This window comes from Vibrio sp. J2-3(2022) (assembly GCF_021725735.1).
In the GTDB taxonomy this organism is placed as follows: domain Bacteria; phylum Pseudomonadota; class Gammaproteobacteria; order Enterobacterales; family Vibrionaceae; genus Vibrio; species Vibrio diabolicus.
In genome coordinates, this window is the sequence record NZ_JAKKCK010000002.1 from 148186 (window position 1) to 171672 (window position 23487).

A 23487-nucleotide genomic window follows, 5' to 3' on the forward strand; every position below is an offset into this window, starting at 1 on the left:
GGTAAACTAACACTGTGATTACAGAACTTTACATGCAAAACCTTTCAGGTAGAAACCTTCCGGGTATGCTGTATCGGTTGGGTGGTCAGCAGCTTGTTCAAAGCGCTCCACAAACTTTACTTGGCGGTTAGCATCTAAGGCTGCGTCAGCAATGATTTTCTGGAACAAAACTTGATCCATTAAGCCAGAGCACGAATAGGTCAGTAGCGTACCGCCAGGTTTTAGGATTTGCATTGCTAGCATGTTGATGTCTTTGTAACCACGACATGCGCCGTTTAGTTGGGCTTTACTGTCTGCAAACTTAGGTGGATCCATGATAACCACATCGAACTGAGTTCCTTGGTCACGATACTCACGAAGCAGTTTAAACACGTCTGCGTTTAGGAACACGGCGCGCTTCTTCGAGATATCAAATTCATTCAGTTCTGCGTTGAACTTCGCAGTGTCTAGAGCAGGTTGTGATACGTCAGCGTTTATCACACGCTTTGCATCACCTTTCAGAGCGTAAAGTCCGAAGCCACCTGTGTAAGAGAAGCAGTTAAGAACTTCCTTGCCTTTCACATATTTCATCGCTTGCTGGCGACTATCACGTTGATCTAGGTAGAAACCTGTTTTATGACCGCCAACGATATCTACACTAATCTTTACGCCATTTTCTTCGATGACGACCGATTTAGGTGGCTCTTCGCCGTGCAGTACACCAGTGGCTTCTTTCAAACCCTCTTTCTTACGTACCGCGACGTCAGAACGCTCGTACACATTACAATCAGGGAAGCACTCAACTAGAGCATCAACAATGGCCTGTTTATTGTGTTCTGCGCCAGCACTGAGAAGTTGACACACAAAGAAGTTTTGGTAACGGTCAATCGTAACGCCTGGCATACCATCAGACTCTGCCGCGATAAGGCGGTAACCCGTAAGGCCATCACGTTCGATAATGTCTTCACGAAGAAGTTGTGCGTCTTTTAATCGTTTTACGAAAAACGCGGTGTCGATTTCTTCTTTATCAAAACTCCAAATACGAGCACGAATTTGTGAAGCTGGCGAATATGCCGCTTTAGCTAGCCATTTACCGTCGTGAGTGAATACATCAACCGTTTCGCCAAGAGCGGGTTCGCCCTCAACGTTGTTGATGCCTCGAGAGAAGATCCAAGGGTGCTTGCGCTTGACCGATTTCTCACGACCTTTTACCAAATAGATAGCAGCTGTCATTTCATTAGCTCTTGTTGAATTTTGAAAGGGGCGTATTGTCCGGGATGTGAATGGTAAAAGCAATATCCCTCGGCAATCCAGTACATTGTAGTGGCTTTTAAATACAAAAAAGGGTCACCAAAGTAACCCTTTTATTTGAACTGGTCGTAACAGATTACGTTGCTACGCTTTAAGTCCAGTAAGGAGCGATTCCATGGTGTCGCTTTGCGTACGCAGTTGATCCACGTTTTGTGAAGTTGTGCTGATCATATTGCACACGTTATCTGCTTGAACTCGAATCTCTTCAACGCTTGAAGCGATATTGTCCGCGACTACACCTTGTTCTTCAGCCGCTGTTGCAATTTGAATGCTACTGTCGGAGATAGTTTGATTTTTATCTGCCAAAGAGCCGATTTCGTGATTCACTTCCGTCATGAGGTTTTGTCCCTCATTTGCATTGTTGACAGTCACTTCCATCAGTTTAGTAAGTGATTGACTGTTACGCTGTAATGATTCGATCATCGCTTGGATTTCAACGGTCGCTTGCTGAGTGCGTCCCGCAAGAGCGCGAACCTCATCCGCAACGACCGCAAATCCACGACCTTGCTCACCAGCACGTGCTGCTTCAATGGCTGCGTTCAATGCAAGTAGGTTAGTTTGCTCGGAAATCCCATTAATGGTTGTCACGACTTCATCAATTTGTGCGGCATTAGCATCTAACTCCGCTACTGCCTGAGACGCAGATTGAATCTCATTAGAGAGGTTCGAAATCGAGTGAAGCGTATTCTCTACTTTTACTTGTCCAGACTGAGCCACGCTGCGCGCATCATCGGTTTGCGCGCTTGAATCGTGAGCTAATGTCGCGACTTCTCGAATCGTTGATGCCATCTGTTCCGTTGCACTCGCAAGAGAGTTGAGGTGCTCTTGTTGCGTCGCAGAAATATCTGAACTGTGATGAATTGATTGATTCAGGTCTGAGCTAATTTGTTGCATTAACGCCACAGACTCTTGAATCGACAGCACCATTTGTTGCTCTCGTTCTGCAACTTTGTCTATCGTAATAGCAATTTCACTAAACTCGTCGCGAACTGGGAAGAAGTTCATTCTCGCGGTTAGGTCACCATCCGCTAGGGTGTTTAATGCTTTATTCATCGTGAACATTGCGCCGCCGATAAACGTCATGATGTAGTAAACGCCAAGCGCGAGAATAAACAAGCTCACACAGATGATGCTCACTTGAGTCGTTGATAGGGCAGCCCATAAAGAAAGTTCATGGTTTGCAACCAAGCTGTACGCACCATTTAGAACAGACACGGATTGCGGACCAGAGCCAAGAGAAACGGTTTCTGAACCAGCTATGAGGTTTGCTACTTGCGATTGAGAAAGGTTGCCTGCCTCTATCAGACCTTTCATAAGCATGAGCTCTTCTTGGTACATACTTGAGATCAACGTATTAGCCGCGCTATTAAGGACGAGAGTGAGAATGACTAAAGCAAGAAGAGGGAGAACGAAGAGCAAATAGAACTTTTCTTGAATCTTTAAGTGAATGAGATACTTATCAATCCAGCGGAATGGAATTTCTTTCATAATTATAATAACCGTGCAAAAACCCACTATCCTTAGTGGGGTGAATAGACGAAAAGAATATATCACTCAGTAAAAAGAAGCGGTACAAAGATGAACGTAAAGTGTGAGAGATTTATAGTAAAAGGTCACGTTCAAGGCGTCGGCTTTCGTTACCATACTTCCCATCAAGGATTGAAACTGGGTTTGACGGGTTACGCGAAGAACCTAAACGATGGTGATGTTGAAGTTATGGCGTGTGGAACAGACGCACAAATAGGTGCGTTTTCCGAGTGGTTGAAAGAAGGCCCGCGAACGGCAACAGTAGAGAGTGTGATACAGGAGTCTGCGTCATATAAGCCGTTGCGCGGTTTTAAGATTTTGTAAATCCTACAAGCATTTAGCTGGCTTTGGTAGGCCGGCTAATTTAGTCGCTTGTTTGGCTGGCCCCTTTTTAAACAGCTTGAATAGATACTTACTGTTACCTTTTTCTGGGCCGTGCGCTTTTTCCATTGCTTTGACAAGCATACGCACAGCAGGGGAAGTATTAAACTCTTCATAAAAATCTCGCACAAAGTGCACAACTTCCAAATGAGCATCCGTAAGCTCGATGTCTTCTTCTTTTGCTAAAAGCTCAATCATACCTTCTTCCCATTGAGTATGATCCAGTAAGTAGCCTTGAGCATCAGTTTCAATTTCTTTGCCGTTGTAAACGAACATAACGTTTTATCCGTTAAGTGAACATGGATGTTTATAGATTAGCGACAGGTGAGGATGTTCTCAACAAAAGAATCTCGAAGTAGTGCCGAGCGAAGCAAAAGCGTACAAAATGGTGAGTGCTTTTTGACTGAGCCAGGTGCTTTGATATAAATGCTCTTTTATTCAAATAAATAGAAAACCATTCAGTTTGTTAGAGATTTTTCGGGGTTGGTACCAATAAAATTGCATGGATATCCAGGCTTATTCATTTTTGTTTTGGTTTTTTCTTGGCTACTTGTCTGAATATGGAATTTTATCGGTAAATGAATAGCTTACGACGTTGTGTTTGCTCTTATAGACCGATATTCTCTTGGTTGATAAGCAACATGCATTCAGGTTGTAAACAATAACGATGACAAGGAGTTAGTCATGTCGAAACAACGTTACATTGAAATAAATGACAACGTAAAATCCATTTGGTCTATTGAGCGTATTTGGGAGCTCGCGGAGTCCCTACCTGTAGAAGAAATTGCTATTGATGATATCAAAGGCCCTAATGAAGTGACCTGGTTTAGTGATGATGGACCACAGCCAACCTGTCGTGAGATCGCGAAGCATTGCCAACGCATCAACAATGCCGATTTGTCGTATCCCGTAATTTTAACCAATGATTACCGCGTTTTTGATGGTATGCATCGAATCGCCAAGCAAATCATGTTGGGTGAAGATACGATTAAAGTGAGACGTTTTAGAGAAAACCCTGAGGCTGATGAAGTTATCGAGTTAGCAGTCGAACAGGCGTAATGCACTTAACCACTAACAAAGAAAAAGCCCGAAGGAAAATACCTTCGGGCTTTTTAAATTCATCTTGTGTTGAACGATTAATCGTCGTTCATAATACCTAGAATGCTTAGTAGGCTGATGAAGATGTTGTAGATTGATACATACAAAGTCACTGTCGCAGAGATGTAGTTTGTTTCACCGCCACGAATAATGCTTTGTGTTGTCATCAGGATCGCCATCGTAGAGAAAATGATAAACAAGCTGCTCAACGCCAAGTGTAAAATGGTTGATTGAATAAAGAAGCTTGCAATCATACCCACAACAAGCACAACAAACAGCGATAGCATCAAGCCGCCCATCATAGATAGGTCACGTTTTGTTGTTAGTGCATAAGCTGATGCCGCCATGAAAGATAGCGCCGTACCACCTAGAGCGGTTAATACGATATCGCCCATCCCAGCACCGATGTACATGTTTAAGATTGGACCAATCGTGTAGCCTAAGAAACCAGTGAATAAGAACGTAAACACAAGGCCAAGGCTGTTGTTACGGTTTTTCTCTGTTAAGAATAACAGGCCGTAGAAACCAACCAACATTAGGATGATTCCTGGATGTGGCAGGTTAAATGCCATTGCTACGCCAGCAACGACTGCCGACCATAAAAGCGTCATTGAAAGTAGTGCGTAAGTATTACGCAACACTTTGTTTGTTTGTAGAGCACTTTCTTGTGTTGAAGTGCGGGTAAACATTGGACTGTTCATAATCTTCCTCGATAAGAGACTTTCTTTTAAGTACATTTATGGGATTGAAAGTTCAAAAAATCAAGCCCTAACCATGCGTAACTTAGATAAAATAATAATAGAAATAAGATGTTATGTATTTGACAACTTGTAACACAATATTACTGCAGAGCAAAGTCATAGTGATTGTCACACAGAATTTTGAATTTACTAACAAAAAGCACTGACTTCATTGAAATCAGTGCTTTTATTATGCCAATTGCAAAAGATCTTAGTGATGTAAGATTTGCGCTAGGAAATTTTGAGTTCGATCTGACTGAGGGTTTTCAAAGAAATCAACGGGGTTGTTCTCTTCGATAATCTCTCCTGCGTCCATAAATATCACGCGATCGGCAACCTCTTTCGCAAACCCCATTTCATGTGTCACACAGAGCATGGTCATGCCTTCCTCGGCGAGTTCGACCATTACATCCAACACTTCGCGAACCATCTCCGGATCAAGTGCTGATGTTGGTTCATCAAAAAGCATGACTTTAGGGTTCATACACAAAGAACGGGCAATCGCCACGCGTTGTTGCTGACCACCAGACAACTGGCCAGGATATTTCTCTGCTTGGTCCGGAATTTTAACGCGTTCCAGATATTTCATCGCGACCGCTTCTGCCTCATCTTTAGGCATCTTCTTCACCCAAATAGGCGCGAGCGTACAGTTTTCCAGTACGGTTAAATGAGGGAAGAGATTAAAGTGCTGAAAGCACATGCCCACTTCACGGCGCACAGCTTCAATATTTTTTAAATCTTCAGTTAACTCCGTACCGGAAACATAGATGCTACCAGCTTGGTGCTCTTCGAGGCGGTTAATACAGCGAATCATCGTTGATTTTCCTGACCCTGATGGGCCACAGATTACGATTTTTTCTCCGCGCTTAACATCGAGGTTAATATTCTTTAGTACGTGAAACTCACCATACCATTTATTCATGTCCTTCAATTGGATCATATAGTCTTGTTGTTGCGTCATAATACGTCCTTGAGCTTGATGAGTTATCGTTTGTGACCGGTATGAAGTTTGTTTTCAAGCCATATCGAATAACGCGACATGCCAAAACAAAATACCCAAAACACTAACGCGACAAATACATAACTTTCAGTAGCAAAGCCTAGCCAGTCAGGGTCGGTGTTTGCTGCTTGTCCTATACCTAGTACGTCAAACATACCAATGATAAGAACCAAACTGGTGTCTTTAAACAATCCGATAAACGTGTTCACGATAGAAGGGATCGTAATCTTCAGCGCTTGCGGCAAGATAATAAGCCCTGTTTTTTTCCAGTAACTTAACCCAAGTGCGTCGGCAGCCTCATATTGGCCTTTTGGAATCGCTTGTAAGCCGCCCCGTACCACTTCGGCCATGTACGCCGAGGCAAACATCACCACACCAATAAGAGCGCGAATAAGTTTGTCTGTCTCTGATCCTTCGGACATAAACAAAGGCAGCATAACGGAAGCCATGAACAGAACGGTAATCAGTGGCACACCACGCCAAACTTCAATATAGACGGTACAAATACTGCGAATGATGGGCATCTCTGAACGTCTACCGAGCGCGAGTACCACACCAATCGGTAATGAAACGACAATACCGACTAACGCAATGATGAGCGTAACGAGTAATCCGCCCCATTTGTGTGTATCGACCACTTCTAGCCCAAATATCCCACCGTATAACAGCCCAGCGATAATGAATGGGTAGATGTTTACGAAGAAAAGCCAAATCCAAATCCGTTTCGGTGTCTTTTCATACGCTAGCAACACAGTAAATATAGCCAATGTGATGTAGAAAAGGCGAGGGCGCCACAGTTCAGACTCAGGATAGAAACCGTACATGAACTGCTCCCAGCGCACGCTGATAAATACCCAGCAAGCACCTTCTCGGCTGCAGTCGTCACGCGTCGAACCAATCCAGTCCGCGTTGATAAACGCCCAATCAACGATATGCCAAATTGCACTAAAGACAAGATAAGCAAGAATTACGGTAACAATGGAATTGACAGGTCCATTAAATAGGTTTTTCCGCATCCAACCAACAAAGCCGACGGTATTGGCTGGTGGCGGGAGATCCGGTTGAAATTGATGAGTACTCATATTATCTCTCCACCAGCGCGACTTTACGGTTATACAAGTTCATTAATGCAGACGTAATCAAACTTAAGGTTAAGTACACGCCCATCGTCATCGCAATGATCTCAATCGCTTGCCCAGTTTGGTTCAGGGTAGTACCAGCAAAGACAGAGACAAGATCTGGATAACCAATCGCCATCGCTAACGATGAGTTTTTGGTGAGGTTGAGATATTGACTGGTTAAAGGTGGAATAATAATTCGTAACGCTTGCGGAATGACAACAAGCTTTAACGTTTTCGCGCGTGGTAAGCCCAGCGACATCGCCGCTTCCGTTTGACCATGGCTAACCGCATTAATACCAGAACGTACAATTTCGGCAATGAAGGAGGCGGTATAAACGCTCAGTGCCAAAAGTAGTGCAGCAAGTTCAGGAATAATGCTAATACCACCTTGGAAGTTAAACCCTTTCAGTTCAGGATAATTTAGTGAAATTGGCATACCAGCAAGGAAGTAGGTAATCAGCGGAAGGCCAACGACTAAGCCTAAAGCTATTCTTCCCATTGGCGTTTGTTGCCCAGTTAGGCGTTGCTTGTTATTCGCCCATACATTAATCAACAAGCTGGCGATCACCCCGAAGATTAATGCAGCAATAACAAAGCCACTGCCTGGCTCCATTTCTGGTGCTGGAAAATATAAACCACGAACATTCAAGAAGATGGCTTCGCCAAGGCTCAAGCTTTGACGCGGTGAGGGTAATGCTTGAAGAACAGCGAAATACCAGAAAAATATTTGTAGAAGAAGTGGGATATTTCGGAACGTTTCGATATAAACAGCAGCCAAGCGACTCACTAACCAGTTAGAAGAAAGGCGAGCGACCCCCATGGTAAAACCAATCACGGTAGCCAGAATAATACCTAATACGGAGACCAGCGCCGTATTTAGAAGGCCAATAATAAACGTTCTGCCGTAAGAGTACGTTTCATCGTATTCAATTAGCGTCAGCCCGATACCAAACCCGGCTTCTTGATTTAAAAAACCGAAACCCGTAGCGATCCCACGAGCATCTAAGTTGTTCAGTGCGTTATTTATAATCGTGTAAAAGAAAAATACCAGTGCAGCTATGGCAATGATCTGGAAAATAGCAGAACGAAAGGCGGGATTATAAATCAAGCTCTTGCTTCCGCTCGGTTTGGACATCGTACTTGGCGATGCATCTTTTGTCGGTTTCATACAGCGATAACCTCAAACCTTAGTTATAGATATCTGCCTGTATAAATAGTCACGTCCTTGCTGGTCGAAGCATGTTTTCACCAGAGTTAAACGGCGATATTCGAGTTGAAATAGCCTATCTAAGCGAATACTTCTTACCATTCAATGAGCGGTCCTTACTCATACAGATGGATAAAATCAAGAAAAAGGGCGGCATGAACCGCCCTGATTAACTTGTTCTATCGGATTGGTGGCGCGTACATAAAGCCGCCTGCATTCCATAGCGCATTAACGCCACGAGAAATTTCTAACGGCGAACCAGTACCGACTGTGCGTTCGAAGCTTTCACCATAGTTACCGACTTGCTTGATAACTTGGTAGCCCCAATCATCACGAATACCCAAACCTTTGCCTTTCGGACCGTCAACACCAAGAATACGTTTGATGTTTGGATCTTTCGATTTCAGCATTTCATCCGCATTTTTCGAACTAATACCATACTCTTCGGCGTTAATCATTGCTGATAATGTCCACTTCGCAATGTTGAACCATTGGTCATCACCTTGACGAACGACGGGACCTAGTGGTTCTTTGGAAATGATTTCCGGAAGAACGGCTGCAGAAGAGGGATCTTTCAGGTTCAGACGCAATGCATAAAGACCAGATTGGTCAGTCGTTAACACATCACAACGTCCTGCATCGAAACCTTTTGACGTTTGGGCTGCCGTATCGAATACGACCGGCTTGTATGACATACCGCTGTTACGGAAGTAGTCAGCAAGGTTCAGCTCAGTTGTTGTACCGGACTGTACGCAAACTGATGCACCATCAAGCTCTTTTGCGCTTGAGATGCCAAGATCTTTCTTCACCATGAAGCCCTGGCCATCGTAGTAGTTTACCCCTACGAAGTTGAGGCCAAGTGCAGTATCACGATGCAGTGTCCAGGTGGTGTTACGAGAAAGCACATCAATCTCACCTGATTGAAGCGCAGTGAAACGTTCTTTCGCGGTTAGGGGTACATATTTAACTTTCGTTTTATCCCCAAGAACGGCTGCAGCCAGTGCTTGGCAATATTCTACGTCGATACCTTCCCATTCACCTTTTGAGTTAGGGTTAGAGAAACCAGGTAGACCGGTACTTACGCCACAAGTAAGAAAACCTTGTTTTGTGACTTTGTCCAGAGTAGTGTCTGCTGCTTGAGCTGATGTTGCCATCATCGCAGTAGAAGCCGCTACGACGGAAGCAAGAACTGTGAGTTTATTTGCCATTTGTATCCTTCCTGTATGATCCATGTTTAATCAGGAGTGACCTGAAATAACGTGTCCAATTTCGTTAGAGTTATCGTCCTACGTGATTGATTTTCGAAGAAACGGTATTCGATAGATCAACCAGTTATAAGCGTAGGAAAGGATCTGTTAATTCTCAAATATATAATTTAAATGAAGTTTTGAGAGAACTTACAAAGCGCCTTGAGATTTAGAATGACGAAATGTTAATTGTTTGTAAATAGTGCAAATCATGGACAATTTGGTGCATCAGAACAATCAATAGAAGAGTGAACAATACAAGAGAATAAAAAGTTGTTATTAAAACTGTCATTAGCTGAGCTTGGTGAAGTTCAGTAAAAATTCGAACAAAAATTATTTGTGATACCGAAACAGGGTGATGAGCTTGCCCCATTTTTGGTAGCATGGTCTGCAACAGCTAATTAGAGTAATCATGGATTGAAATGCGATATTTTCCTCTGTTCTTAGATTTAATCAATAAACCCGTTCTTGTCGTGGGCGGCGGTGAAGTGGCAAGCAGAAAGGTGGAAGCGTTGCTAAAGGCAGGGGCGGATGTCACTATCGTTTCTCCAACGTTGGTCGATTTTCTGTCTAAGCTTGCTGCAGAGCATCAAGTGCGTTGGATACAACGTTTCTATTCAAGTGACATTGTCACTAAAAGCTTTGTTCAGGTGTGGGCCACGACAGATAATCCAGAGCTGAATCACCAAGTGTATAAAGATGCGAAAGAATTAGGCATCCTAGTGAACGTTGTTGATGATAAGCCTTATTGTGATTTCATTACGCCCTCTATGATCAATCGTGGCCGCATACAAATTGCTATTTCTAGTGGCGGCGCCTCACCAGTTTTAATTCGAAACATCCGTGAAAAGCTTGAATCGATACTGCCACAAAACATGGGGTTGATGGCGGACTTTGCTAACTCAAAGCGTAATTCGATTAAAGAAGCACTACCTAGCGTCGATTTACGTCGTAAGTTTTGGGAGCAATTCTTCTCGAATCCTGAGGTTGAAAACGCGCTAGATAATAGAGAGTTAGAAACGATTTACCAAGCGACCATGGCAACACCTTTGGATGAAAAAGGAAGTTGTACTTGGATACAGGTAGGGAAAGACGTTGAGATGTTGCCAATTAAGGCCGTGCGCTACATGCAACAAGCCGAGCTAGCACTTTACTCAACTCGATGCGAAGCGAACGTGTTAGAGCTAATACGAAGAGATGCAGAGCGAGAAGCTTTCTCGAGCGCAGCTGAACTCTCTGATATGTTGACCAAGGCTAAATCTGAAAAGCTTCGAGTTTGCGTGTTTATCCCTAAAGGGACGAGCGAGTTCTTATTGCTGCAAGGGCAGGACTTAGTGATATAACCACGTTAAAAAGTGGGCACTTGGCTTCTCGATTAAAAGGCCAACAAAAACGCCAGCGAACTATGCGCTGGCGTTTTTAAACTAAGTTACTTCTCAGACTGATTAATCACGGAAGTTGTTAAACTGGAATGGTATGCCCATCTCTGCTTCACGAATCGCTGCCATTGTCGCTTGCAGGTCATCACGTTTCTTACCAGTAACACGTACCTTGTCGCCTTGAATAGAGGCTTGTACTTTTAACTTTGCGTCTTTGATAAGTTTCACTACTTTTTTGGCTGTTGGTGTATCGATACCTTGGCGGAAAAGCAGAGTTTGGTGCCAGTTCTTACCAGTTACATCTGGGTCCTGTGCATCCATTGCGTTTGCATCAATATTACGCTTTGCCAAATGGCCACGTAAAATATCGCGCATTTGCTTAAGTTGGAAGTCACCTTCCGCAGACATTTTTACGTTTTCTTCTACTAGCTCAAAGCTCGCATTAACGTTGCGGAAATCGAAACGAGTAGACAATTCACGGTTAGCATTATCAACGGCGTTACGTAGTTCAACCGTATCGATTTCAGAAACAATATCAAACGATGGCATGAAGATTCCTTGATTATTTTGTTATAGGGACTTTCGGGATTTAACGGCGTTTGCCAGCATATCTAGCATTGTAGCAGTATCTTCCCAGCCTAGGCATGGGTCTGTAATAGATTGACCATACGTTAGGTTGTTGATGTCAGTCATTGGCTGATTGCCTTCAAGAATAAAGCTTTCAGCCATGATACCCGCAATACGAGTACTGCCTGACTTAATTTGATTACAAATGTCTTGAGCAACGTCGATTTGTTTTCTGTGCTGCTTCTGACAGTTTGCGTGGCTGAAATCCACAACCAAACGTTGTGGCAAGCCAAACTCGGCTAGAGCATCACACGCTTGTTTTACTGACGCTTCATCAAAGTTAGGGCCTTTCTCTCCGCCGCGTAAAATAATATGACCATATGGGTTACCACTTGTACGGTAAACCGTCATGCGGCCATTCTTATCTGGAGAGTAGAAGTAATGCGAGGCTTTCGATGCGCGAATTGCATCAATTGCAATTTTTACGTTGCCATTTGTGCCATTTTTGAAACCAACTGGGCAAGACAGCGCCGATGCCATTTCACGGTGAATTTGCGATTCTGTTGTACGAGCACCGATCGCGCCCCACGTGATCAAATCCGCGATGTATTGACCAGTAATCATATCAAGAAACTCAGTAGCAGTCGCAAGACCAAGCTTGTTGATATCCAGTAGTAGTTTACGTGCTTTATGGAGGCCAGCTTCAAGCGCGTAAGAGCCATCTAGGTTAGGGTCGGTAATCAAACCTTTCCAACCAACTACTGTACGAGGCTTTTCAAAGTAAGTACGCATCACGATAAACAGTTCGTCTTTGTACTTGTCTTGGATTTCACTCAGGCGAGTGGCGTAATCAATGGCAGCTTCAGTGTCGTGAACAGAACACGGACCTACAATCGCAAGAAGGCGATCGTCTTCACCCGATAAAATGTTTTCAATCTGACGACGAGATTGAGCGATACGGTCTGCAACGTCATCCGTAATAGGATGTACACTACCTAGCTCTGCTGGGGTAGGCATTGGACCCAAAGGTTGGGTTCTCAATTCATCTGTTTTTATAGGCATGTTATAGCTTTATTCTCTATTGCGAAGGGGGTAAAGATAACGGAATTACAGGCAGGAATAAACCGTTTCACGGGAATCTTCGCCAGGAAATACCGAATTGTATACAAAGGTGTAGGTATTCATTTAAATGACTTATGTATAAATGACAAAACTTGATCATTAAATCAATATATATACATTTGAATTTATAACCATTTCATCTATCTCACCGTTAGGTAATCAAGATAACTGCGGCAAACCTCATGTTTATCTGTGTGACAATGTCACTAAATTGGTGGCTAAATAACTCGTGAGATCGAGCTTTTGTTAACATTTCTTTGACATCTATTTCTTTCGTTGATTAACTGGTCTGACTAGATTGGTAAGGAGACCAAAATGTTATCAGCTGTACGTCGTGCAAATTTGTATCTAAATCTATTCGGCTTTTCTAAAGTGCCTCTGATTTGGCTTTGTCATCCTAAGATCATTGCGATAGATAGCGAGCACGTTGAGGTTCGAATTCCTTTGCGAAGAAGAACAAAGAACCATTTGAATAGCATGTATTTCGGCGCTTTAGCTGTTGGGGCGGATGTAGCTGGTGGTTTTCTTGCTATGAGCAAGGCGCAAGAAAAAGGAGAAGCGATCTCTTTAGCATTTAAAGGCGTCAAAGCCGAGTTTTTAAAACGTCCGGAAGCGGATGTACACTTTGTGTGTAACGATGGTCATGTCATTGATGAGATGCTCGATCATACGTTGGCAACGGGTGAACGAGTGAATCGCGATGTAAAAATCGTCGCGTTGTGCCCTAGCTTACATGGTGACGAACCTATGGCTGAATTCTCGTTGACTCTTTCGATAAAAAAAGCAGCCCAACAAAGAAAAGAGGCTGCTTAGTGGTTTGCTGTTTTTAAAGAATATCGCTTTAATTGAGTTCAATCTGCTCAATCGAGACGATTTTGGAGCGGTTTAAGACCACTTTCCAACGGTAATAAACAGGCTCATCGGTGTGGTTGTCCTCTTTGACAATCACATTGAGCAAATGACGTTTCTCTACCGACTCTTTGGTCACTTGCCCTTCATTTAAACGGTAAACTCGGTTTGAGCTTTTATCCATCAAGCGGATGATAGGGCGCAAACTGATGTTCAGTGTTTCTCTTGTTTGCTCATAACCACTCAAGAATAGAGAGGTCGCCATTTCGGTTTTCTCGTGATAATGAAGTATCTGCTCTTCGCGCTGTACGACGCGCTTCTTACGTATTCTTTGAATCTTATCTGGCAAGCTACTTAACGTACGATAATCGAGCCACTCTAATTTTCTGCCGACCACTTTTTTCGTTGTTGGATCAACATACTTCTTACGCCACTTTGGCTTACCTTTACGGATCCATCGCCACATCGCATCGCGCAAATCATCTTTAAAGATTTCTCGCAGAGCATAAATAAATGACATCGCGATAATGAAGGACGCGGAAATTTCCCCAAGATAATCGCGAGCGAGAATCACGGTTGAGGTCACGACAACCATCACCAAGCCAGTAGCAATACCTTTGATAGCACGCTTGATGTTGTTACCCATTGATATGGTTTCTTCACGAAGCACGATAGGGTGTTCAATCAAGCGTCTTAGCAAGCGCATTTTGTTAGATAGGCGAGTCACGTCTTCAACGACTCTTGGAGAGTTGTACTTGTTGAGTTTTCGATGGGCTTGCTCTTTTTCACAGAGCGTGATCAAGCGTTTCTTAATCGTGCCATAATCGCCTTCACGTGGGAGATGAGCCACTAGAGATAAAAACTTTTGCTCGGTATACCAAGACAGATAGTTATCGATGTTAACGTAGTACCGTTTTAAGTTCTCTTCATAAGGAATAGAACGTCGCAAGCGCTTTAAGATCTCAAGCGTGAGCTCGATAACTTCGTCAACTTCATCTTCCGTTACGGAGTTGTTCTGATGCTTGTTTAAACTTGCCACCGCTTTGTCTAGCGCGATAACGTATTGGTACGCGAACAAACTCAAACTTACTCGGTATTGTTGATTCGACAGGCGTCCACGTTTGGCAAGTCGACTGTGTACTAGCGGTAGAAGGATTTCAGTACTGTAATAAGAGCGTTGCTGTGTGATTGAAGTGTAATAAAATTCGGATTCACTGATGATATCGGCGTTTAAACCAAGCTCACCAGGTATAAAAAAGTAAATATCTAGGTCGACACTTTTGCTCTTTGCGAGTGCATGACTGATTTTTAATGTTATTGAGTCTTGTTTATCGACGGTGACCAAAGAAAGCTCCTGACTTTGTTAAAGCATTCTTAACTTATGCGTACTGTTGAGCAGGTAAGCATAAAAGTGCTAAAAGAGTGACTGGGGCATATAGCTGAACGACAACAGCATAACAGAGCACTATGCTTTTCTCTCTGATTTTCTTGTTAGTTTAGGTATAATTCCACGTAAATTTAAAAAGAGACAAAATCAATGATTAAAATTGGTCAAATTAACAGCTTAGAAGTCATTAAAAAGGCTGATTTTGGCGTATTTCTGGATGGTGATGATTACGGTTCTGTTCTACTGCCTAATAAGTATGTACCAGAGGGTACTGAAATTGGTGATCATGTAGACGTATTTTTGTACTTCGATTCAGAAAGCCAGCTTGCTGCGACCATTGAAAGACCTATTGCCCAAGTGGGTGAATGGGGCTTAATGAAGATTGAGGGCGTCAACGCGACAGGTGCTTTTGTAAATTGGGGCATCAAAGAAAAGGATCTACTTGTTCCTTTTAGTGAGCAACGCACTCGCTTCTCTGCGGGACAAACTATTCTTGTCTATGTTTACACTGACAAAGCGTCAGGCCGCATTGTTGGTACGACTAAGTTCAACAAATGGTTAGACAAAACTCCTGCGAATTATGAAGTTAACGAACAAGTTGATTTGATCATCGCAGAGCGTAGTCAACTTGGTTATAAAGCTATCGTTAACGGTAAGCATTGGGGCATGATTTTCCCATCAGATGTGTTTGGTAAGCTTTACATCGGTAAGAAACTGAAAGGCTTTATTAAGCAAATTCGTGAAGATGGCAAAATCGATCTCGCGCTACAAAAAGTCGGCGTGGCAAAAATGGACGATCTTTCTAGCAAGATTCTTGATCTGTTAGAGAAGAAAGGCGGCTTTTTACCTTTGAACGATAAGTCTTCTCCTGAAGCGATTTTTGATGCTTTCCGCACAAGTAAAGGTACTTACAAAAAGACCATTGGTGGATTGTACAAGCAGGGCAAGATTGTTATCGAGAAAGACGGTATTCGTCTGGCGTAGCCCAAACTCACGTATAGCGGATCTGCAGCCAAAAAAACGGCCCAAACTTTTCCTTTTTTTGGGCCTAGGGGAAACGGCTCCGCAGAGCCTGCGCTAAACTTTTTCCAACAATAATTTTGTTGGTGAACATAGAGAGAAATGCCATATCAAAGCATTACTTTGATACAACTAGTTTAGTACAGCGTATCCGGATCGCTAGCGAGCCCAGTTGCTTTCATACTTACGAATTAAAAAGCCATCGCAAATACGATGGTTTTTCATTTATTTATGATTCGTTACTTCTTTAAAATAAGTTCTTATCTCGTACTAATTCGCGAGGAAGACCATTCTTTATTCTGTTGCTTACCCACTTTCCAAGGCCAATGACTGCGCCTTGATAGGTGACAAGCACTTCGCCTTTACCTGTTTTCATATCCTCAGGAATGATTTGAGGGCGAACATCGCGTCCCATGTACCATTCGCGCGCTTCTTCAATGGTTAGCTCGATGGCGTTTGCCTCAGAGCCCGTCGCTAATGCCGTTGCCACCTGATGCTGCCAACGGTAGCCATTTTTATGGGCTTCCGCGATCTTTATACCCATCCGGGAGAAGCGTAATTCGCCGATCATTGGCTCTAAAGCATTAGGGAACAACCAGACATCTTTATCGCGAAGCCATACAGAACTGTCATTCGGAAGTTCAATACCTAACGCACTTTGCAGCTGTTGGGCAATTTCAACCGATTCTTTTTTCGATGCTTTGGTAAACGGGAACTTGCCCATGCGCTTTTTGACCTTTGGTGGTTCAACAGCTGCCAGTTTACGAATTCTTGCGACAAAGAATCCTTCGCAGTCGTAGACCTGTGGAAAGATATGCAAAAAACCTTCTTCAGTTAGAGCAGCATTTGCGTTTTCAAACAAGGTCTCAAGGCTTTCAAACTCAACGGCATCACCAAAGGTTTCTTTCAAGTGATGACAAACTTGTTGGTTTTCTTCGGTACTGAGTGTGCACGTTGAGTAAACCATCACACCACCGGGCTTTAGTGCATGGAAGGCGCTTTCAATAAGATCTTTCTGTGTGTCAGCGATGTCGAGCACGGAAGCTTGCGTCCAGTTTTTCATTGCATCTTCGTCTTTGCGAACGGTGCCTTCGCCGGAGCAGGGCGCGTCGAGCAGAACCGCATCAAATTGTTCTGGTAGCCAACCGCCAAAAACGCGCCCGTCGAAGTTACTTAGTGCGGCGTTACGTACACCACAACGTTCCACGTTGGCATGCAGCACTTTTACACGACTTGCGGCGTATTCATTGGCCACGAGAACGCTTTCATTGTTCATTAAAGCCGCGATTTGAGTGGTCTTTGATCCTGGTGCAGCTGCTGTATCTAACACGGCATCGTACGATTCGTCATTCATAAACAGCGCAGATACTGGCATCATTGAACTGGCTTCTTGAATGTAGAATAAGCCTGACATGTGCTCTGCGGTGTTGCCTAATGGTACAACTGACTCGTCCGCTTCAATCCAAAACCCTGTGTCACACCAAGGCACAGGGGAAAGCTTCCAGCCTTTTGCGTCTGCACGTTCTAGAAACGCTTCAACGCTGATCTTCAACGTATTAATACGAATACTTTTGCGCAGTGGCTTTTGGCACGATGCGATAAAGTCTTCCATGTTGAGGTTAGCAGGAAGGATAGTTTGGATTTTTTCCAGAAACGCGTCTGGGATGTAAACATTAGGATGCAATGTGGGATCTCGTTTGCAGAATTTGTGGCAAATAATATACGAAAGCGAAGCAGAAACGAATAGTGACGAGGGGCGAGCAATAAAAAAGAGCAGTGATTGCTGCTCTTTTAAGGTACTCAAACTTCAATTGTATGTGAATTGAGCTTTATTCTACGGCTTAGGAATCGCAGTACGCCATTGAGTCCAACCTTCTTCAGCTTGTGGATACAAAAAGAAAGATTGCCCACTTTTTGCCGCTGGTGGAATAGTCGATTGCTCTGGCGTTGAAAACGCAATTCCTCCGCGAACTAAACTATCAAATGTGCCCGCTTTGATGTTCGCACCAGTAATTCCGATGGAGACATCTACTCCTGAAACATTCCAAAACACACTGTTTTGACGAACGAGGTAAGCATATTCAGGCTGTATCTTGATGGTCGTGACGACGCGATCGGCAAATTCTCCTAGGCTCACGTCGGTTACTTGGCCGACTTCCATCTGGCGGTAAAGAATAGGCGTTCCGACTTGTACTGAGCCTCGTTGTTCACTTTGTAAAGTAAACATCATGCCCTGAACACGTTCTGAACCGTTTTCCAACTGAAAATCAAATTTAGCTTTACCTTTACCTGGCTCAACACTGATGGATTTCGACACCAGCGCCCCGAGGTTTTTAACGCCACCTAAACCAATTTCTGGTTCAGTTAGCCAAAAATGTGAGCCTTCAACTGCAATGTTTTCTACGTATTCAGGTAGGATCCTTGCAGTGACTTCAACCATGTTACGACGAAAATTCGGTACAACCAGAGTGATTTCACCAACTTTGACGCCTTGATACTCAATCGGCATTCCTTTAGCAATCTCTTGCGAACCGTCGGTTTCTAAAGCAATGACGCGCCCAAACTTGCGAGCGGTTTTTTGATCAGAATACAGCTTCCAGTTTTCTCCAATTTTGTTTTCAACGCCAGGAACAGAGTCAAAAGCGATGCCACCTTCGATTAACGATTTTAAAGGGTGAGCTTTCACACTCACACCGGCTAGCGATGCATCTATCTCGATCCCTGAACGGTTCCAAAAGACGGTTTGCGGTGTTACGAGGTAAGCAAAGCGGTTTTCGATGGTTGCTTTAATTAACACACCGCCATCAACCAATTGGAAATCGGAGACGTTACCAACAGGAAGATTACGATAGAGCAGAGGGCTGCCTTTGGAAATCGGCGGCAATTCAGAAGCAAACAGTGTGAGTGCTCTAGAGCCACTTTGGTTGTACTGTGCTAGTTCTGCCAATGATTCGTTCTGGAACAGTTGATACTCTTTTTGAATATCTTGCTTGCCTTCGCTTACAAAGCTAATGGACCCAGTTAACAACTGTTTTGCCGGAGGAACGGTAACGCTGAGGCCCGATTCCGTTAACTCTGCAGAGGCACTTCCGGTTACATAAAAACGGTTGTTTGATTTGATCAGGTGTTTGTATTCATGATCAATCAATACGTCCATAAATACTTCATGTTGCGATTTTTTACCTTCTTCAACTAAGCCTACGTTGATAATTGAACCGACAACGATGCCTTTGTAAAGCACGTTGGCACCGCTATCTAGGCCAAACGAGTTGTCAGACACTAAACGAATAGCGATGGACTTTTCTTGCTGTTGGTTAAAAACGTTTTTACGAATGGCAGTAAAGCGGCGAGAGCGATCACCGGCACCTGGCACAATGGTTAAGAAGTTTCCTCTCACGAGATTGGCAATGTTTTCAACACCAGAGAGAGACACTTTTGCTTCTTCTAAGACGAATCGGGTACCTGTCGTCAGCATGTCACTGAAAGCTGGTTGAATTGCAGCTGACGCTAATATCACTTCTCGCCCTTCGGATAGGTTTAAGTCTGTAACTTGGCCAATCTCGATTCCGCGATACATAATGGGTGCGCCTTCGCCACTGATTTTACTGTCATCAGGGAGGACGATTTTAACAGCGATACCTCGACCTGCAGTTTTCAAATCTTTATACAGACGGAATTCAGTATTCTCTTCTACAGGCTCACCGTCATCCGGAGAATCGACGGCGATCGCGCCTCCGAGTAGAGCACTCATGCTTTCTAGCCTTACATCGACGCCTTCAAAACCGATGCTGGCACCGATTCCACTTACGTTCCAGAACCGACTGCGGTTGTTAATGATATGTCGGTATTGATCCTGGATGTTGGCTTGAATCGTGATAGATTTTGCGTCTTCATCCAGCTGGTAGCTGTAGACTTCACCGATTGGAATTTTCTTATAAACAATTTGAGATCCAATCGACACACCACCTAAATCGCGGCTTTTGAGTTTAATGTTCAAACCTTGTGAAACGCGCAAATCTGTTGGTGCAGAGTCTAACGCATGGAACGTTGTTTCAAACTCTTGACCATCTCCAGGTTGAATCGATATGTAATTACCCGACACGAGCGCATCGAGCCCAGAAACTCCCGTTAGGCTTGCTGTTGGTTTTACCAGCCAAAAGCGAGTTTTATCGTTCAGCAATTTTGCCGCTTCAGGGTAGATATCGGCATCAACATAAATACTGCCGAGATCTTCAGTGAGGTTAATGTCTCTCACCATACCGACTTCTAGCCCTTGGTAACGGATAGTGGTTCGCCCAGCGACCAAGCCAGCAGCGTCAGAAAAATAGATTAGCACCCGTTGTCCTGCATCGTGTATCGACTTCACCACAAGCCAGCCAGCTAAGACCATGGTCAAAATTGGCAAAAGCCAAAGAGGAGATATGCCTTTGCTCCGCTTTACATCTGGTACGTATGACGTTTGAGAACTGTTCTGATCACTCATTCATTGACTCTTTTTCTGATTGTGTTGGGCCTGTTTGGTCCCAGATTAGCCTTGGATCAATACTTTCCGCTGCAAGCATGGTCAATACCACGACAACACCAAAGGCCACGGCGCCATATCCTGGTGTGAAATCAAGTATCTGACCACGATCGACTAAGGTCATCATGATAGAAATAACAAACAAGTCCATCACAGACCATTTACCGATCCATTTAACAACAAAGTAAACCATCATTCGTTGTCTCTTAAACACCGAACGTTTGAATTGAATGCAAAGCATGATGTAGGCAAGGCCAAGTATTTTTACAACTGGCACAACAATACTGGCCACAAAAATGATCACTGCGATGCCATACATACCGCTTTTTACCAACCCAGCTACGCCTGAGAAAATAGTATCTTCCAAACGTTTGCCATTGGTCAGCAAGATGGAAATAGGAATCAAGTTGGCTGGGAAAATCGCTATCGTTGCCGCAATGAGGTAAGCCCATGTCTTCTGAATGGAGTTGGGCTTGCGATGATATAACTCGTGGTGACAACGCCGACAATGGTCACCTTCAGGTTGAGACAGGTGGCACTCATGGCAATGCACGTCTTTGTGTTCAAAGGAATAAAGACGTTCTGGCTTCCAGGCTTCCCAGTAACGACGCACACTAATTCGAGAAACTAACAAAACGGTAAATATCTGCAAAAGAACCAGACCAATTAACCCTGGGCCTACAAAAATGTCGGAATAATCTTGGAGTTTGAAGCAGGAAATGGCGATGCTAACTAAGAACACATCCAGCATTACCCAATGTTTCAAATGTTGAATTAGCCACAGTGAAACACGAAGCCCTCGAAACCATCGTTGATGCAACGAGATATGTGCCGTAACCACTGAAACACAAACCGTCAGAGGCGCTAGAGAGCTACAAAATAGAATAAGCAGTGAAAGAAGAACAAAGCCTTCTTCCATCAATGTGATCATCCCTGAAGGTAGGGTTGCCGGAATCATCACACCAAAGAGTCGGATACTAATAAAGTTAAAAAAGTGTGATGGAATAAATAGCAGGATACAGGTTATCGAGACGGCTAAATTACCTGAGAGGCTAGGGCTACCGCCTCGATACAACTGTGTGCCACAACGAGGACAGTGTGCATTTTTTCCATTGGGTAAGTCGACGATATCGACAGGCAATTCGCAACCTTGGCACAAGCGCACATTATTTGGCTGCATGGCGTGCTTAGACAGAGAGGTCATAACGACCTCTCTAACTTGAACGATTTAAGCGTGGGACTGTATGCCCCCATATAAGGTTTGATATAAGCCTTCTTGCTCAACTAACTCACCATGAGTACCTGTTTGCGTCACTTTTCCATCTTCAAGCACGTAGATCAAATCGGCTTGTTTTACGGCTGATAGACGGTGCGCAACGATTAATGTTGTTCTACCACGTAAGAATTCAGTCAATGCTTTGTGCAATGCCGCTTCAGTAGCGGTATCAAGCGCAGACGTGGCTTCATCTAAAATAACAAATTGAGGATCACTCAGCACCATTCTTGCGATGGCAAGGCGTTGTCGTTGACCACCTGACAAACGAATGCCGTTACGGCCGACTTGAGTATCCAAACCGTGGTTCAGTTGAGAAATAACATCTTGCAGCTGAGCTACTTCAAGAGCTCGCCAAAGTGACATTTCGTCAAAATTCTCACCGAGTGTTAGATTATGCCTCAAGGTGTCGTTAAATAGTATAGGTTGCTGTAATACCACGGCAATTTTGTCACGAATTACTTCAAAACCAATATCTTCTGTTAATTCATCATTAAAGCGAATGCTACCGGAGTTTTGACGATAAACCCCAATAAGTAGTTGTATTAAGGTTGACTTACCGCCTCCGCTCGCACCAACTAACGCCACTTTCTTTCCTGCCGGTATATGTAAAGAAAGGTTATCTAGGACTTTGTTTTCATTATTATAAGAGAAGTCTACGTTTTCTACTTTAACATCGACTTCTCTGTCTTCTTTGAAAGGATTTACCTTAGGTACCGGTCTTTGTTCTTCTTCTAATACTAATAAGTCGTTGATGCGTTTTAACGCAGCTTTCGCGCTGTACCAAGAAAACTGAATGCCGAGCAGCTCTTGAACAGGAGACAACATAAACCATAGGTAACCAAAAACAGCAAAGATTTGACCAATAGTGAGGTCACTAAACATGACCATCAGCATGGCGACGGCTCTGAATAACTCAAAACCGATTAAGAAGAGTAGGAAAGAGACGCGACCTGCCGCTTCTGATTGCCACGCATACTTGTCTGCATCCACACGAACTTGGTTCGCACTGTCTTTGAGTTGTTGGAGAAATTCTCGCTCTTTATTGGCTGCGCGCAGCTGGTAAATGCCATCTAATGTTTCAACTAAACGATTTTGGAAAATTTCAAAAGAATGATTTTCCTTCCGTTTCAGATGTTTAACCATACTTCCTAGTTTACGTGAGAAGTAAATGACAATAGGGTTAACTAGCAAAATAAATAGACCAAGTCGCCAGTCGAGCCAAAGCAGAACGATGGCAGTACCAATGACCGTTAAAAAACTGATAACGAATTTTGCTAACGTAGAACCAATAAATTTATCGATGGTCTCAATGTCAGTGATAAGGTGAGCGTTGATGCCTCCGCTGCCTTTGGTTTCGTATTGGCGGATGCTGATACGACCAAGCTTGTCGATCATTTTACTGCGCATCTCAAACGTGATCGTTTTAGAAACAAGTGTAAATTGTCGGCTTTGAAGGATATTTAACCCCTGACTTGCAGCTCGCATCAGGACGACCAAGAAAAGGGTGAAAAATATATAACCCGTCGGAGTGTGCCACGCTTCAGGGAGAATGGCATTCATAGCAGCTAAGCCTTTTGCTGGTTGGTCCAATAAAACCTCATCAACCATCAACGGCATGAGAAGGGGGATTGGAACACTAATCAAGGTTGCAAGCACCGCTATCAAGTTCGCTATGATCAGCTTGGACTTGTGCTTTTTTACTTGTGTTATCAACCAAGAACGGCTAATAGTGTCATTTTTCAGAAGCATTGTAA

At 43.7% G+C, this 23487-nt stretch carries 20 protein-coding genes; 5 read left to right on the forward strand and 15 right to left on the reverse strand.

All coding sequences use genetic code 11. From position 1 onward, the window contains the following. Positions 1–18: 18 nt before the first annotated feature. Together L3V27_RS08800 and L3V27_RS08805 are read right to left on the reverse strand one after the other, a co-directional pair. Positions 19–1212: a class I SAM-dependent methyltransferase gene (locus tag L3V27_RS08800; RefSeq protein ID WP_237311642.1), complete on the reverse strand. Its 1194-nt coding sequence runs from the start codon at positions 1210–1212 to the stop codon at positions 19–21. Between the two features lie 162 nt (positions 1213–1374). Next, positions 1375–2778, reverse strand: coding sequence for a methyl-accepting chemotaxis protein (locus tag L3V27_RS08805; RefSeq protein WP_237311644.1), 1404 nt, complete (start codon positions 2776–2778; stop codon positions 1375–1377). Positions 2779–2868: 90 nt separating this feature from the next. On the opposite strand from L3V27_RS08805, the gene yccX reads away from it, so the two are divergent. Further along, a complete protein-coding gene (gene yccX, locus L3V27_RS08810) occupies positions 2869–3141 on the forward strand; it encodes an acylphosphatase (RefSeq protein WP_054867047.1) in 273 nt (90 codons plus the stop codon). A gap of 3 nt (positions 3142–3144) precedes the next feature. Here the strand turns inward: yccX and L3V27_RS08815 are convergent, their stop codons facing one another. Then, positions 3145–3474 carry a TusE/DsrC/DsvC family sulfur relay protein gene (locus L3V27_RS08815; RefSeq protein ID WP_005377396.1) on the reverse strand — a complete coding sequence of 110 codons (330 nt, stop codon included), beginning with the start codon at positions 3472–3474 and terminating at the stop codon, positions 3145–3147. Between the two features lie 408 nt (positions 3475–3882). On the opposite strand from L3V27_RS08815, the gene L3V27_RS08820 reads away from it, so the two are divergent. After that, positions 3883–4257: a hypothetical protein gene (locus L3V27_RS08820; RefSeq protein ID WP_005396572.1), complete on the forward strand. Its 375-nt coding sequence runs from the start codon at positions 3883–3885 to the stop codon at positions 4255–4257. Between the two features lie 77 nt (positions 4258–4334). Here L3V27_RS08820 and L3V27_RS08825 read toward each other — a convergent pair whose 3' ends face one another. The 5 genes from L3V27_RS08825 to L3V27_RS08845 form a co-directional block, all read right to left on the reverse strand. After that, positions 4335–4997, reverse strand: coding sequence for a Bax inhibitor-1/YccA family protein (locus L3V27_RS08825; RefSeq protein WP_005396571.1), 663 nt, complete (start codon positions 4995–4997; stop codon positions 4335–4337). Between the two features lie 250 nt (positions 4998–5247). Beyond that, complete coding sequence (locus tag L3V27_RS08830; protein WP_005377400.1) at positions 5248–5997, reverse strand: amino acid ABC transporter ATP-binding protein; 750 nt, start codon at positions 5995–5997, stop codon at positions 5248–5250. 23 nt (positions 5998–6020) lie between these two features. After that, on the reverse strand, positions 6021–7118 hold the full coding sequence (locus L3V27_RS08835) for an amino acid ABC transporter permease (RefSeq protein WP_012841798.1): 1098 nt from the start codon (positions 7116–7118) through the stop codon (positions 6021–6023). Between the two features lies 1 nt (position 7119). Continuing rightward, positions 7120–8325, reverse strand: a complete 1206-nt coding sequence (locus tag L3V27_RS08840; RefSeq protein ID WP_237311646.1) for an amino acid ABC transporter permease — start codon at positions 8323–8325, stop codon at positions 7120–7122. A 218-nt stretch (positions 8326–8543) separates the two neighbouring features. Further along, entirely contained in the window at positions 8544–9572 is a 1029-nt protein-coding gene (locus L3V27_RS08845) for an amino acid ABC transporter substrate-binding protein (protein WP_005396567.1), read from the reverse strand. Positions 9573–10033: 461 nt separating this feature from the next. On the opposite strand from L3V27_RS08845, the gene L3V27_RS08850 reads away from it, so the two are divergent. Further along, a complete protein-coding gene (locus L3V27_RS08850; RefSeq protein ID WP_237311648.1) occupies positions 10034–10954 on the forward strand; it encodes a bifunctional precorrin-2 dehydrogenase/sirohydrochlorin ferrochelatase in 921 nt (306 codons plus the stop codon). A 102-nt stretch (positions 10955–11056) separates the two neighbouring features. Here the strand turns inward: L3V27_RS08850 and L3V27_RS08855 are convergent, their stop codons facing one another. Beyond that, entirely contained in the window at positions 11057–11539 is a 483-nt protein-coding gene (locus L3V27_RS08855; RefSeq protein ID WP_005377415.1) for a YajQ family cyclic di-GMP-binding protein, read from the reverse strand. 21 nt (positions 11540–11560) lie between these two features. Continuing rightward, positions 11561–12619: a 3-deoxy-7-phosphoheptulonate synthase gene (locus L3V27_RS08860; protein ID WP_006743262.1), complete on the reverse strand. Its 1059-nt coding sequence runs from the start codon at positions 12617–12619 to the stop codon at positions 11561–11563. A gap of 375 nt (positions 12620–12994) precedes the next feature. On the opposite strand from L3V27_RS08860, the gene L3V27_RS08865 reads away from it, so the two are divergent. Beyond that, positions 12995–13492, forward strand: a complete 498-nt coding sequence (locus L3V27_RS08865) for a DUF4442 domain-containing protein (protein ID WP_005396564.1) — start codon at positions 12995–12997, stop codon at positions 13490–13492. 28 nt (positions 13493–13520) lie between these two features. Here L3V27_RS08865 and L3V27_RS08870 read toward each other — a convergent pair whose 3' ends face one another. Beyond that, positions 13521–14873 (reverse strand): hypothetical protein, encoded by a 1353-nt coding sequence (locus tag L3V27_RS08870; protein WP_006743263.1) that lies wholly within the window; start codon positions 14871–14873, stop codon positions 13521–13523. 192 nt (positions 14874–15065) lie between these two features. Here L3V27_RS08870 and L3V27_RS08875 point away from each other — a divergent pair, with 192 nt between their 5' ends. Further along, positions 15066–15899 (forward strand): S1-like domain-containing RNA-binding protein, encoded by an 834-nt coding sequence (locus tag L3V27_RS08875; RefSeq protein WP_074190111.1) that lies wholly within the window; start codon positions 15066–15068, stop codon positions 15897–15899. A 283-nt stretch (positions 15900–16182) separates the two neighbouring features. On the opposite strand, the gene rsmF is transcribed toward L3V27_RS08875, so the two are convergent. The 4 genes from rsmF to L3V27_RS08895 all read right to left on the reverse strand — a co-directional run bounded on the left by rsmF (position 16183) and on the right by L3V27_RS08895 (position 23482). After that, complete coding sequence (gene rsmF, locus L3V27_RS08880) at positions 16183–17619, reverse strand: 16S rRNA (cytosine(1407)-C(5))-methyltransferase RsmF (protein ID WP_237311650.1); 1437 nt, start codon at positions 17617–17619, stop codon at positions 16183–16185. Between the two features lie 150 nt (positions 17620–17769). Beyond that, on the reverse strand, positions 17770–20418 hold the full coding sequence (locus tag L3V27_RS08885; protein ID WP_237311651.1) for an MlaD family protein: 2649 nt from the start codon (positions 20416–20418) through the stop codon (positions 17770–17772). Then, a complete protein-coding gene (locus L3V27_RS08890) occupies positions 20411–21661 on the reverse strand; it encodes a paraquat-inducible protein A (protein ID WP_237311652.1) in 1251 nt (416 codons plus the stop codon). Before L3V27_RS08890 ends, L3V27_RS08885 begins: the two co-directional genes overlap by 8 nt. A gap of 24 nt (positions 21662–21685) precedes the next feature. Next, the gene (locus L3V27_RS08895; RefSeq protein WP_237311653.1) at positions 21686–23482 is read right to left on the reverse strand and encodes an ABC transporter ATP-binding protein; all 1797 of its coding nucleotides are present in this window, start codon (positions 23480–23482) and stop codon (positions 21686–21688) included. Between the last annotated feature and the right edge of the window lie 5 nt (positions 23483–23487).